This window comes from Loktanella sp. IMCC34160 (genome assembly GCF_004145845.1).
Lineage (GTDB): Bacteria > Pseudomonadota > Alphaproteobacteria > Rhodobacterales > Rhodobacteraceae > SELP01.
The window spans coordinates 499885-512746 of the sequence record NZ_SELP01000003.1 but is presented as its reverse complement, the minus strand read 5'-3'; the positions used below and the strand labels follow the sequence as shown (position 1 = coordinate 512746).

Here is a 12862-nt window from a genome sequence, read left to right as displayed (position 1 = left end):
TTCATCTTGGTTAACGATGGCGGGCAACTGTGTGCAAAGGCACAGACCGTCAGTTGCCTTGCAACGGATAGTTCCGCACGCCAACCCAGAAATTGGGGACACAGTCGAATCCAAGGAGGACAGAATGGTTGTAACCTTGAACCGAACTCCGAATGCTTGTCACATCAGGGTTCAGTACAATCCCCCCGGCGGTGCGCCGCCGCTTATCCTGAATCTCGACATGAGCCTGCAACGCCATTGTTATCGCAACCTAGAGCAAGCGCAGGCAAAGCCGGCAAACAGTGTCCTGCTGAACTCTGTTTCGGATCAGGACATCGACACGGATCTGCGCGGACTGGGTCAGCAAGTCGAAACCCGAATGGCAGGAGGCGGCCAACCCTTTCGTCCGACGCTCGCCGAACAATTGGCTGGTGTCCGTCGTGGTATGGATGCCGGAACCGGGATCACCGGTTCGGTAAATGCCATGGAGGCCGCGATCCCGACGACAGTCTTCGGCGATTATGTCGTGGCCAGTGGTCGAACCTATCGGGTCGACAATACGGCTATCAATTTTCTGGCACCGGCAAATCACTGTTACCCCATCGCTGGCCCGGGGCTTTGGGGCAATATCGACCTAACCACATTTGCCGGAATCGTGTCTTTTCGCCGCCTTGAATTGGCGCTCGCGGGCAAACGCGGAACGCCATGGGAAAACTGGGAGCGATTGTCGCGTGACCCCGGCGGACGCTACAACCCGCTACACGGGCATTTCACTGGGGCCGCAACAAATTTTGGTCGACTGCCTCAACCGACTCGGCAAAAGATCATCCAAGCGGCAGGAAACAGTCGGTTTCACAACGATATCGGGGACGCCCTTGGCAGGATCGAGGCAGAACGACACTGAACAGCGTCAAAGCCCGGCTTCGGCCTCGATCTCCTTGCGGGATTTGCGGGCGCGTTCGGTCGCCGACTTCAGCTGGCCGCAGGCCGCCATGATGTCCTCTCCGCGCGGGGTGCGGATCGGGCTGGCATATCCGGCCTTGTAGATGATGTCGGCAAAGGCTTCGATCCGGTCCCACGGCGACCGCTGGTAGGGCGCGCCGGGCCATTCGTTGAAGGGGATCAGGTTGATCTTGGCCGGGATGCCCTTGATCAGTTTCACCAACCGCCGGGCATCATCGTCGCTGTCGTTGATCCCGTCCAGCATCACATATTCAAAGGTGATCCGTTCGGAATTCGACGCCTTGGGGTATTCGCGCAGGGCGTTCAGCAATTCTTCGATATTCCAGCGCTTGTTGATCGGGACGAGGATGTTGCGCACCTCGTCGGTCGTGGCATGGAAGGATACAGCCAGCTGGCAGCCGATTTCCTGCGCGGTCTTGGCGATTTCCGGCACGACGCCGGACGTGGACAGGGTGATCCGGCGGCGCGACAGGGCGATCCCTTCGCCGTCCATCGCGATCTTCATCGCATCACGGACATTGTCGAAGTTATAAAGCGGCTCGCCCATGCCCATCAGCACGATGTTCGACAGAAGGCGCGGGCCATTGTCGCCCGTGCCGACACCGGGTTCGGGCCATTCGCCAAGGTCATCGCGGGCCAGCATGACCTGCCCGATGATCTCTCCGGCGGTCAGGTTGCGCACCAGTTTCTGGGTGCCGGTGTGGCAGAACGAACAGGTCAGCGTGCAACCGACCTGAGACGAGATGCACAGCGTGCCGCGATCTTCTTCGGGAATATAGACCACCTCGACCTCGTGCCCGCCCGCGATGCGCACCAGATACTTGCGGGTGCCATCCGCGCTGACCTGACGGGTGACCAGTTCGGGCAGGTCGATCACGAAATTCTCGGCCAGCTTGGTGCGGTAGTCCTTGGCAAGGTTGGTCATCGTGGCGAAATCACGCACGCCCCAATGATAGATCCACTGCCAGATCTGGTTGACCCGCATCTTGGCCTGCTTTTCAGGCGTGCCGATCTCGATCAGCGCCTCGCGCAGCTTGTCGCGGGTCAGTCCGACGATGTTGACTGGCCCCTCCGGCAGCTTGCGCGGAATGGTGACAAGGTCCTGCGTGATGGGAGCGCTGGCGGTCATGGGTCGAATGTCCTGAGTCTGGGCAGATGGGCCACATATAGGAAAAGGCGGCGAAAGCCAAAGGATTCCGCCGCCCGAAATGTCATGCCGGCCTTGCGCCCGCCGATCAGCTGTTGCAGCGACGCCCCGCCTCTTCCACGGCGGCGGTAAAGCCGAGAAGCGAGAATTTGTCAGTCGTGACCGTCCCGCGCCCGGACCGCGCAACCAGGGTCGCGTCGGCACCACGCTTCATCGCATCAACGATGCGCTGGTCATCCTCGGGCGAGGCCGGCCAGGCCCATTCGCCTTCGGTGAACAGCTGGTACTGGGTGCCGCCGATATCGACAGAAACGGTCGACCCGCCCGCGAAGGGGTAGCCACCGGTAAAGGCAAGCTGTCCGTTGACGCTTTCGCCCGGGCGGTAGAAGACCATCAACAGGATCTCGCCCCGCCGCACGGCGACGACATTGCCATCCCGCGTGTTGACGGTTTCCTTCGGGGCCGAGACCGCCCAGCATTCGCGGGGGTCGGCCTCTTCAAATACGCTCCAGTCCGTATTGGCGGCGACCCGGTTGTCGGATTCCTGCGCCAACGCGGCCCCACCGCTGACCAACGCAGCGGACACGCAAATCATGCGCGAAATTCGTGAAAACATGCCTACAGCCTCCAAGCTGTCCTTGCCTCTTGCTCCTGCGCCTGCGGTGCATTCTTGTGGCACCATTTCCTGTGGCGAGCAGCCTTTCAACTCGATAGCACTAGCAATAGCAAGAAATTGCCGGTTTGTGAAAGCCCCAAAGGGGCGGGTGCCCCTTGGATTGCGCGGGAAATCGCGTGTTTGTGTAGACGTAGAGTGGATGGAAGGGTTGATGTCTGGTTCCGAAATGCTGGCCGAGGTTTGGCGCGGCGACATCGTTGAATGTGTTCACCGGGGACATGCGGCGATCTGTGATGCGACCGGCGAATTGATTGAAAGCTGGGGAGATCCTGACGCGGTCGCCTACCCCCGTTCGTCGTCAAAGATGATACAGGCACTGCCCCTTGTCGAAAGCGGCGCGGCGGACAGGTTTGGCCTGACGTCGGACCGTCTGGCCCTCAGTTGCGCCTCGCATATCGGGGCCGCTTACCATACGGATCGGGTCCGCGCATGGATCGCGGAACTGGGTCTGACCGACGCCGCCTTCCGGTGCGGCCCGCAAATGCCCTCTGATCCAGAGGCCAGCACTGCCCTGATCAAGACCGACCAGAGCCCCTGCCAGTATCACAACAACTGTTCGGGCAAGCATTCCGGGTTCCTGACCTTGGCCAAGCATCTGGGTGCGGGGCCGGAGTATGTCGACATCGACCACCCGGTCCAGACCGCCGTCCGATCCGCCTTTGAAGACGTCACGGGGACGGAAAGCCCACTTTGGGCCGTGGACGGTTGTTCCGCCCCGAATTTCGCCACTTCGGTCCGCGCAATGGCCGCGGGCATGGCGACATTTGCCGCGGCGGGTGCGGCGGCAGGACACCGCGACGCGGCCATGGTCCGGCTACGCGAGGCGATGATGACCCATCCGGAACTGGTTTCCGGCAACGACAAGGCCTGCACCGACCTGATGCGCGCCTGCAAGGGACAGGCGGCGATCAAGGGCGGGGCCGAAGGCTATTACGTCGCCATTCTGCCGGGGCTGAAACTTGGCGTCGCGCTGAAGGTCGAGGACGGTGCGAAGCGCGGCAGCGAACTGGCGATCACCGCAATCCTTGCGCGGTTGGGCGTGCTGGACCCCAACCATCCGGCGGCCCGCAAATATCTGAACGCGCCGATCCGTAACTGGCGCGGGATCGAAACCGGGATGGTCCGGCCGGGGCCGGGGCTGCGCTAGCGGCCCCAGCCGCCCCCACCGGGCGTTTCCATCACGAAGGCAGCGCCGGCGGGCAGGTCGATCTCGTCGTTTCCGGCCATGTCCTTGCGGCTTCCATCCGGCATTTCGGCCCAGTTCACACCAACCGCCCCCGGCGCCGCGCCCGCGCCGCCGAACGGCGGGACGATGCGGTGCGACGTTAGCGTTGTGACCGTCACCGGCGTCAGGAACCGCATCCGCCGTGATACGCCGTTGCCCCCCGGCCATTTCCCCGCCCCACCGGAACCGGGCCGGATGCCAAAGGCCTCCAGCCGGACCGGGAACCGCTTTTCAAGGATTTCCGGGTCGGTCATCCGCGTGTTGGTCATATGGCTTTGAACCGCGTCACAGCCGGGAAATCCGGGACCGGCCCCCGTGCCCCCGGCGATGGTTTCATAGTTCTGGAACGCATCATTGCCCCAGATGAAATTGTTCATCGTCCCCTGACTGCCCGCGATGACGCCCAGCGCACCATAAAGCGCGTTGCAGGCTGCCTGGCTCACCTCGGTATTGCCCGCGATAACAGCGGCCGGATAGCGCGGGTTCAGCATCGACCCTTCCGGCACAATGATATCCAGCGGCTTCAGACAGCCCTCGTTCAAGGGGATATCGGCCCCAACCAAGGTCCGGAAGACATAGAGGACGACAGCCCGGCACACCGCAAAGGGCGCATTGTAGTTGCCGCTGTGCTGGGCGCTGGTGCCGGTGAAATCTACCACCGCCGCGCGGCGGGCGCGGTCCACCGTCACCCGAACGTCGATCTGCTGCCCAATGTCCATCGGATAGGTGAACTGCCCATCGGACAGCCGGTCGATGACCCGGCGCACGCTTTCTTCGGCGTTGTCCTGAACATGCCCCATATAGGCGCTGACCACATCCGCCCCATAGGCGGCACAGACCTTCAAAAGCTCGCGCTTGCCGGTTTCGTTCGCGGCCACCTGCGCCTTGAGGTCGGCCATGTTCTGATCGGGATTGCGGCAGGGGTAGCGGCCAGAGGACAGCACCGCCCGCGCTTCCTTCTCCAACAACCGCCCGCCCCGCACAAGCTGCACGTTGTCGATCAGCACGCCTTCCTCGTCGATGTGGCTGCTGTCGGGCGGGGCGCTGCCCGGGGTGCGACCGCCGATATCGGCATGGTGCCCGCGCGACCCCATCCAGAAGGCAGGCCGCCCATTGATAAACACCGGCGTGACCACGGTCACATCCGGCAAATGGGTGCCGCCGTTATAGGGGCTGTTGAGCATGAAGGCATCGCCGTCCCGCACATCGGGGTTCAGGCGCATGACCGTTTTGATGCTGTCCGACATTGACCCAAGGTGCACCGGCACATGGGGCGCGTTGGCCACCAGATCGCCGTTCGCATCGAAGATCGCGCAGGAGAAATCGAACCGCTCCTTGATGTTCACCGACCAGGACGTCAGCGCAAGCGTCGCACCCATCTGGTCTGCGACGGACATGAACAGGTTCGACATGACTTCCAGCAGCACCGGGTCCGCCTCGGTCCCCGCCGCTGGGGCGTGGCGGGCCGCGTCTGTCCGGTCAAGGATCAGGTTGCCCGCCCCGTCGATCCGGGCGGACCAGCCGGGTTCGACCATATTGGTCCCGGTCGGTTCCGCGATGATGGCCGGGCCCTTCGCGGTCCATCCCTCGGGCAGGGTCAGCCGGTCGAACAAAGGCACATCGTCTGCGCCATATACCGGCACATGGGCGATGGGCTGCGCCGCGCCCTGCGGCGTACCCATCGGCGGCAGGCCGTCGGCGGTGCCAATTGCCTCGGCGCTGATCATGTCGAACAGGATCGCCCGTTCCGGCGAGGTGAAGCCAAACCGCGCGTCATGCGCCGCCTCGAAGGCCGCCTGCATCTCGGTGACCGAGCCGAAGGGCACCGGCAGCGGTTGGTGCGATCCGTCATAGCGCAGATGGGCCTGCGCCTCGATCCGGACCTCGGTCACGCCCTGCGATGCGACCTCCTGCCTCGCATCCGCCGAGATACGGTTCAGGGCGTCGGACGCGGTATCCAGGTCGGACAGGGGCGCATCGACCTGCACCTCGCGCAGGGCGCGGATTTCGGCAAGGCCCATGCCAAAGGCAGACAAGACGCCCGCGAAGGGATGGATGAACACCCGGCGCATCCCCAAGGCATCGGCCACAAGGCAGGCATGCTGCCCGCCTGCCCCGCCAAAGCATTGCAGGGTATAGCCGGTCACGTCATGACCGCGCTGCACGCTGATCTTCTTGATCGCGTTGGCCATGTTGTCGACGGCGATCCGCAGGAAGCCTTCGGCCATGTCCTCGGGCGTCCGCTCCGGGTCTCCGGTTTCCTCGGCCACCTGACGGGCAAGCGCGGCAAAGCCCGCGCGCACGGCCTCCAGGTCCAGCTTTTCATCGCCGTTCGGCCCGAAGACCGCCGGGAAATGATCGGGGTTCAGCTTGCCCAGCATGACATTGCAGTCGGTCACGGTCAGCGGACCGCCCCGACGATAGCAGGCCGGGCCGGGATCGGCGCCCGCGCTTTCCGGGCCAACCTGAAACCGGCCTTCCGCGAATTTGCAGATCGACCCGCCCCCGGCGGCGACCGTGTGAATATCCATCATCGGCGCGCGCATCCGCACGCCCGCCACCTCGGTCTCGAAGCTGCGCTCGTAGGTGCCGGCGTAGTGGCTGACATCGGTGCTGGTGCCGCCCATGTCGAACCCGATCAGCCGGTCAAAGCCCGCTGCCTCGGCCGTCTTGACCATGCCCACGATCCCGCCCGCCGGGCCGGACAGAATCGCGTCCTTGCCCTGAAACAGCCGCGCGTCGGTCAGCCCGCCGTTCGACTGCATGAACAAGAGCCGTTCACAGACCGTCCCCACATCCAGCGCCCCGGCGACCTGATCGACATAGCGGCGCAGGATCGGCGACAGGTAGGCATCGACAACGGTTGTGTCGCCCCGGCCCACCAGCTTGGCCAGCCGCGACACCGCGTTCGATGTGGTGATCTGCGTATAGCCAACCTCGGCCGCGATCTGGGCGACCCGGTCTTCGTGCGCGGGGTTAAGGTAGGCGTGCAGAAAGGCAATCGCCACAGCGCGCAGGCCCGCATCATATCCGGCCTGCAGGGCAAGACGGGCGGCACCTTCGTCAAGTGGGGTCAGAACCTGACCTTCGGCATCCAGTCGCTCGCGCACCTCGGCGACATCGGAATACAGAAGATCGGGCCGTTTGATATGCAGATCGAAAAGGCGAGGACGGTTCTGGTAGCCGATTTGCAGAAGGTCGCGGAACCCTTCGGTGATCAACAGAAGGACGGGCTCGCCCTTGCGCTCCAGAAGGGCGTTGGTGGCAACGGTCGTCCCCATCTTCACGGCCCGGATCGACCCCGGCGCGGGCGCATCCGTGCCCATCAGGTCGCGGATGCCCTGAACTGCCGCGTCACGATAGCGTTCCGGGTTTTCCGACAACAGCTTGTGGGTTTCCAATGTCCCATCGGGGCGCTTGGCCACGACATCGGTAAAGGTGCCACCCCGGTCGATCCAGAATTCCCATTGCCGCTTGGTCATGCCGCCTCTCCTTTTCTGCCCGGAGGAAGTGACCCCATCGGTGCCGGGAATGCAATGGCGCCCCCGACACGCCACGGCAGAGTTGCGTCACCTGCCATTTCAAAGGATAACCCGGGCTGCAAAGATGGCCCGGATTGAGAATGTCTGACACCCCAAACAAGACCGGCGACACCAAGGGCCGTGGACCGGGTGACTGGCTGCAAGCCAAGGTCGTCCTGTCGCTTTTGTGGTTTTTGCGCCTCTTGCCCTATCCAAAACGCGTGGCCGTCGGCGGATGGTTGTTCCAGCATGTGTTGGCGCCCGTGGCGGGCCACCGAAAGCGCATTCGGGATAATCTTGCCCTTGTCTGGTCTGACCTGCCGCGCGATCGGGTGGAGGGTCTTGTCCGGCAGGTTCCCAACTTCGTCGGCCGGACCGTAACCGAACTCTTTTCACCGCGCGATTTTTCCGAGGTCGCGCGACAGGCACCCGTGACCGGCCCCGGTCTTGCGGTCCTCGAAGAGTGCAAGACGGCTGGACGGCCCGTCATTCTCGTCTCCGGACATTTCGGAAACTACGACGTGGTGCGCGCAGGGCTGGGCGCGCGCGGGTTTGAGATCGGGGCGCTCTATCGCCCCATGGACAACCGGTATTTCAACGATGCCTATCTTGCCTCGATCCTTCAGATCGGGGCACCGCTGTTCCCCCGTGGCCGGGAAGGCATGGCAGACATGGTGCGTTTTCTGAAACGGGGCGGGGCACTGGCCGTCCTGATCGACCAGCACATGCGGCAGGGAGAGCCGCTGACGTTCTTCAACAAGACGGCCATGACGGCGACCTCGACCGCGAAGCTTGCGATCAAATACGATGCGCCGATTGTCCCCTTTTATTCGATCCGCCAGCCCGATGGACTTTCGTTCGAACTTGTTCTGGAGGCGCCGGTCGAAAAAGGGACCGCCGAAGAAATGACCCAAGCCTTGAATGACAGTCTGGAAGCACGCGTCCGCGCAAATCCGGAACAATGGCTGTGGAGTCACCGTCGCTGGAAGGGCGCGAAGTAAATCCCCCGCTAAATGTTGCCCCTTGGGGCGACCTGTGCCCCATCCGCCAATCCCGCCGAGGGATAGAGGATCACGGGATCGCCCTCGGACAGCCCCGAGGTCACCTCGGTTTCAATGCCGTCGCTATGGCCCAATTCAACCGGGGTCAGCCGCGCGATGCCGTCGACAACCCGGAAGAGGGCCCAGCCGTCGCTTTCCCGGAACAGGGCGCTGGATGGAACCTTCAGAACATCATCCGCCTGCCAGATGATGATCCGCGCCTCCAGCCGGTAGCCGTGACCAAGGCTGGGCCGCGCCTCGGGCGGGCTGAGCATGTCGACCACGACCCCGACGCGCTGCTCTTCCACGCCCAGCGCCGAATATTTCGTGACCCCGAACGGGTCGATCCGGGCCACCCTTCCCTCAAGCGCGACGGGGCCGCCCCAATCTTCAAGGAGGACCGGATCACCAACCGTCACCTGCACCGCATCCGAGGAAATCAGGTCCACGACGACCTCCAGATCATTTTCGATATTGCCGATCTCCATCACTGGCGCACCGGCGGGCAGGATGGTTTCGCTTTCCTGCACGATGCGCAGGATTCGCCCGGTGATCGGGGCGTAGAGCGGGATCTCGTCGCCCGATGTCTCGCCAATCGCATTGGCCAGCGACACATCATCGAATCCGATCAGTTGTGCACGGGCGTTATTCAGTTCCGCCTCGCGGATCGAAATGGCGGCGCGGGCGGTATCAAGGCTGGCCCGGGCGGCGCGCGCCGCGCCTCGGGCCCGGTCCAGCGCCGCCTGACTGACGATTTCGCTATCAAATAGGCTTTGGGTGCGCTGCAAATCGGACTCGGCAAGATCATCAGCGGCAATCGCCGCGTTCAGGTCGGCCTGCGCCACGCGCAGCGCCGCCTCTGCCGCCTGCACGACCGCATGGGCCTGTTCACGGGTCCGAACGTCCAGCGCGGCGGGGTTTGTGGGCCGCATCTGGGCCACGACCGTTTCGCCACCTGTCACCTGATCGCCCGGATGCACCTGCACCCGCAGCAAGCGGCCCGCGACCGGGGTCGACACGACATAGGCCTCGCGCACCTGTGTGCGTCCTTCTTCGTCGATGGTGACCTGAAGACCGCCGCGCACCACCTGCCCCATGTCGACCAGGGTCGGCTGCGGCCAGAAGGCGGCGATCAGCGCGCCGCCGACCGCCAGAACGGCAAGAAGGGTCAGAAGGCTGCGGGACAGTTTGCGGCGACGGGCCATGGCACGTTCACTCCCTTGTCTTGAGGGCTTCGATCATATCGGCCCGGTCAATATCGCGTTTCACAAGCCAGCCGGACAGCAGGGCCGCCGCGACAACCACGGCAATGGCAAGGCCCTGCGCCTGCGGCGCAAAGATCACGGGGATCTGGTAAAGTTCGGTCGAAAACCCGGCGGCGATGCCGGACGACAGAGACCGCCCGATCAGGATGCCCAAGGGCAGCGCGGCCAGAACGACCACGGCCAGTTCCCCCAGCAGGACAAAGGCCGTTTCCCCGGTATGAAAACCGATCACCCGCAGGCTGGCCAGATCGCGGGACCGTTCGGCCTGCGCCACGCGGGCGGCATTGTAGACGATCCCGAATGTGATGATGAAGGCCATGAACCCCATGACATAGCGGATCGACCCGGCACCGCTGTCCATAATGGTCTGGAAGGCGGCCAATGCCTCGGTCCGCAGGCTGACACCGGCGACCACCGGCATATCCTTCAGCGCGGCATGAACCGAGGCCTGACGGTCGGGATCGACGGCAAGATAGGCCCCGCTCACCCGCCCCGGTTCGCCCAGCATTCGGTTCAGCGCCGCCAGATCCATATAGGCGGGCGACCCCATCAGGCTGTCCGCGATCCCGGTGACAGGGACGGTCAGCACCGGCTGGCTTCCCTCGCGCACCTCGACTGTCACCGGGTCACCCGGTTCCAACGCAAGGATCGAGGCCAGCGCGGTCGACAGGACCACCCCCCGTTCTGGCAGGACGATGGGCTGTTCGTTGGCGTCCAGCGCCCGGAACAGATGCGCCCCCGGCGCCAGACCGGTGATCGCGCCCTGATGGTCCAGACGCCCGTTGCGGAACACGACCGGCACTTGCCGCACCGGCTCGGCCAGGGTGATCCCATCCATCCGGGCCAGTTCAAGGATCGTCTTGTCGGACGCCGGATAGGCGAATGTCACGGTCGCGTCGGACCGGTCGATCACGTTGAACGTCCGGTCAAGCGCCACATCGAACCCTTCGTAGATCGTCAGCATCCCAAGGCTCAGCCCCATGCCCGCCGCGATGCCAAAGACCGCCCCGGCCATCCGCCCCGGTTGCCGCGTGATCCGGCGCAGGACCATCCGGCTGGGCTGGTCCAGCCATTGCGACAGCCCGGCCCCGAACCGCCCTGTTCGGCTGTAGTCGGGCGGTGTGGGCGGGCGCATCGCCTCGGCCGGGGCAAGTCGGAAAATCCGCCGCAGCACGAACAACCCCCCGATAGACGCGACAAAGACACTGGTCGCGATTCCGGTCAAAAACGAAGCCGGTTCGAGCCGAAACAGGAGAAATGGAAACTTGTAGTAGGTTGTATAGACCGGGATCATCGCCCGCCCCGCCGCGATCCCCAAAAGGCACCCGAGCAACGCCCCGCCCAACGCGATGGTCAGCACAAGCTGCATATAGTGCCAGCCCACCTCGCCATTGCGATAGCCAAAGGCCTTCATCAGGCCGATCTCTTCGCGCTCTGACTGCACAAGGCGACTGATCACGATGTAAAGAAGGAAGGCCGCGACGGCGAGAAAGATTGGCGGCACCCCGGTCGAGGAGACCTCCAGTCCGGCGATTTCCTCGGACACGAATCGGTTAGAGAACTGATCGGCCAACCCATAGGCGCCCGGCCCGCCAAAGGGCGACAGGATCCGGTCGATCGCATCCAGCACCGCCTCTTCCCGCGCGTTGCGGGTCAAGGACACCAGCGCCTCGTTAAAGGCCCCTTCCAGATCATAGGCCGCCGCAAGGGCAGAGCGGTTCATCCAGATCACCCCGAACCGGGCGTCGTCGGGGACGAATTCGCCGGGCGCGGTCGTGTAAAGGAATTCGGGCGACTGGGCGGTGCCGACCACCAGAAGACTTCGGCGGGCGCCGTTCATCGTGGTTCGGATGCGGTCGCCGGGTCGCAGGCCATTGGCGGCGGCGAATCCGTCCAGCAACAGGATTTCCTCGGGGCGGGTCCGGTCGATCATCCTGCCCGCAGTCAGCAGGATATCGTTGAGGCCCGGCACCCCGTGGTCGGGCAGTGACAAGGCCCGCGCCGACACGGGCAAATCGCGCCCAGAAATGTCCACAAGCGCCATGCCGGTGATCCGGGTTTCCACCTGCGCCACACCGTCGATCCGCGCCAGCGTTTCCGCAACCCGCTCGGGTGCCCGGGCCACCGGGGCAAAGACATCGGCCAGCCGGTAGCGGTCGTAATAGGCGTTTCGTGTTTCTGTGAGGGACAGAACTAGCCCGGTCATCATCACCTGCATCGCCACGCCGATGGCGATGACAAGACCGATGGCAATGGCCTGCCCCTTCATGCGCCACAGGTCGCGGCCCAGTTTGGCGTGCAGCGGCGTCACCACTCGATCTCCTCGGGGGCCTTGCGGGTCTTGTTCTTCACGACCTGACGGATCTCGCCGTCTGCGAAATGAATCACCCGGTCGGCCATGGCCGCTGTCGCGGCGGCGTGGGTCACGATCAGGATCGTGGTGCCCAGCCTGTCGTTCACATCCCGCAACACCCGCAGCACGGCCCGGCCGGTCGTGCTGTCCAAAGCGCCAGTTGGTTCATCGCAAAACAGAACCTCCGGTTCCTTGGCGACGGCGCGGGCGATGGCAACCCGCTGCTGTTCGCCACCCGACAGCTGCGCCGGGAAGTGATCCACCCGTTCCGACAGGCCCACAAGGGTCAGCGCGGCCTCAGGTTCCATCGGGTGGCGGGCGATTTCGGTGACGAGCTCCACATTCTCGCGCGCGGTCAGGCTGGGCATCAGGTTGTAGAACTGGAACACAAACCCCACATGATCGCGCCGATAGGCGGTCAGCGCCCGGTCGGTCATCTCCGTCAGGCACTCGGCCCCGAAATGCGCCTCTCCGGACGTGGCCCGGTCCAACCCGCCAAGGATGTTCAGAAGGGTCGATTTTCCGCTGCCAGACGGCCCCAGAAGCACGACGATCTCACCGGCCATGATCTCAAGATCGACCCCGCGCAGGGCATGCACGGCACTGTGCCCCTCGCCATAGGTCTTGGTCAGACCCTTGGCGCGGAAGGCCGGTTCAGGCTGTCGCTTTGGTTCATCCATACCGCTACCCTAG

Annotated in this window: 9 protein-coding genes; 3 read left to right on the top strand and 6 right to left on the bottom strand. The window is 64.1% G+C overall.

Annotation, left to right across the window (positions count from 1 at the left end):
* Positions 1–124 precede the first annotated feature (124 nt).
* Positions 125–883 (top strand): hypothetical protein, encoded by a 759-nt coding sequence (locus EU803_RS10690; RefSeq protein WP_129682604.1) that lies wholly within the window; start codon positions 125–127, stop codon positions 881–883.
* 6 nt (positions 884–889) lie between these two features.
* Here EU803_RS10690 and rlmN read toward each other — a convergent pair whose 3' ends face one another.
* Together rlmN and EU803_RS10680 are read right to left on the bottom strand one after the other, a co-directional pair.
* Positions 890–2071, bottom strand: a complete 1182-nt coding sequence (gene rlmN, locus EU803_RS10685) for a 23S rRNA (adenine(2503)-C(2))-methyltransferase RlmN (protein ID WP_129682602.1) — start codon at positions 2069–2071, stop codon at positions 890–892.
* Between the two features lie 106 nt (positions 2072–2177).
* On the bottom strand, positions 2178–2705 hold the full coding sequence (locus tag EU803_RS10680) for an invasion associated locus B family protein (RefSeq protein ID WP_207209188.1): 528 nt from the start codon (positions 2703–2705) through the stop codon (positions 2178–2180).
* Between the two features lie 211 nt (positions 2706–2916).
* On the opposite strand from EU803_RS10680, the gene EU803_RS10675 reads away from it, so the two are divergent.
* Positions 2917–3912, top strand: a complete 996-nt coding sequence (locus EU803_RS10675; protein ID WP_129682600.1) for an asparaginase — start codon at positions 2917–2919, stop codon at positions 3910–3912.
* Here the strand turns inward: EU803_RS10675 and EU803_RS10670 are convergent.
* Positions 3909–7472, bottom strand: a complete 3564-nt coding sequence (locus tag EU803_RS10670) for a hydantoinase B/oxoprolinase family protein (protein ID WP_129682598.1) — start codon at positions 7470–7472, stop codon at positions 3909–3911. The genes EU803_RS10675 and EU803_RS10670 overlap by 4 nt on opposite strands.
* A gap of 140 nt (positions 7473–7612) precedes the next feature.
* Between EU803_RS10670 and EU803_RS10665 the strand changes: the two genes are divergently transcribed.
* Positions 7613–8512, top strand: a complete 900-nt coding sequence (locus EU803_RS10665; protein ID WP_129682596.1) for a lysophospholipid acyltransferase family protein — start codon at positions 7613–7615, stop codon at positions 8510–8512.
* An 8-nt stretch (positions 8513–8520) separates the two neighbouring features.
* Here the strand turns inward: EU803_RS10665 and EU803_RS10660 are convergent, their stop codons facing one another.
* Genes EU803_RS10660 through EU803_RS10650 form a run of 3 tightly spaced genes read right to left on the bottom strand, consistent with a single transcriptional unit; the run spans position 8521 to position 12849 of the window.
* Positions 8521–9756, bottom strand: a complete 1236-nt coding sequence (locus tag EU803_RS10660) for an HlyD family efflux transporter periplasmic adaptor subunit (protein WP_129682594.1) — start codon at positions 9754–9756, stop codon at positions 8521–8523.
* A gap of 7 nt (positions 9757–9763) precedes the next feature.
* Positions 9764–12127: an ABC transporter permease gene (locus tag EU803_RS10655; RefSeq protein ID WP_242494340.1), complete on the bottom strand. Its 2364-nt coding sequence runs from the start codon at positions 12125–12127 to the stop codon at positions 9764–9766.
* The gene (locus EU803_RS10650; RefSeq protein ID WP_129682590.1) at positions 12124–12849 is read right to left on the bottom strand and encodes an ABC transporter ATP-binding protein; all 726 of its coding nucleotides are present in this window, start codon (positions 12847–12849) and stop codon (positions 12124–12126) included. The genes EU803_RS10655 and EU803_RS10650 overlap by 4 nt, the downstream gene beginning before the upstream one ends.
* Positions 12850–12862 lie beyond the last annotated feature (13 nt).

What these genes read in the sequence shown, in the direction of transcription:
- EU803_RS10690 (WP_129682604.1), top strand. Translation starts at nt 125, where the DNA reads ATGGTTGTAACCTTGAACCGAACTCCGAATGCTTGTCACATCAGGGTT.
- rlmN (WP_129682602.1), bottom strand. Translation starts at nt 2,071, where the DNA reads ATGACCGCCAGCGCTCCCATCACGCAGGACCTTGTCACCATTCCGCGC.
- EU803_RS10680 (WP_207209188.1), bottom strand. Translation starts at nt 2,705, where the DNA reads ATGTTTTCACGAATTTCGCGCATGATTTGCGTGTCCGCTGCGTTGGTC.
- EU803_RS10675 (WP_129682600.1), top strand. Translation starts at nt 2,917, where the DNA reads ATGTCTGGTTCCGAAATGCTGGCCGAGGTTTGGCGCGGCGACATCGTT.
- EU803_RS10670 (WP_129682598.1), bottom strand. Translation starts at nt 7,472, where the DNA reads ATGACCAAGCGGCAATGGGAATTCTGGATCGACCGGGGTGGCACCTTT.
- EU803_RS10665 (WP_129682596.1), top strand. Translation starts at nt 7,613, where the DNA reads ATGTCTGACACCCCAAACAAGACCGGCGACACCAAGGGCCGTGGACCG.
- EU803_RS10660 (WP_129682594.1), bottom strand. Translation starts at nt 9,756, where the DNA reads ATGGCCCGTCGCCGCAAACTGTCCCGCAGCCTTCTGACCCTTCTTGCC.
- EU803_RS10650 (WP_129682590.1), bottom strand. Translation starts at nt 12,849, where the DNA reads ATGGATGAACCAAAGCGACAGCCTGAACCGGCCTTCCGCGCCAAGGGT.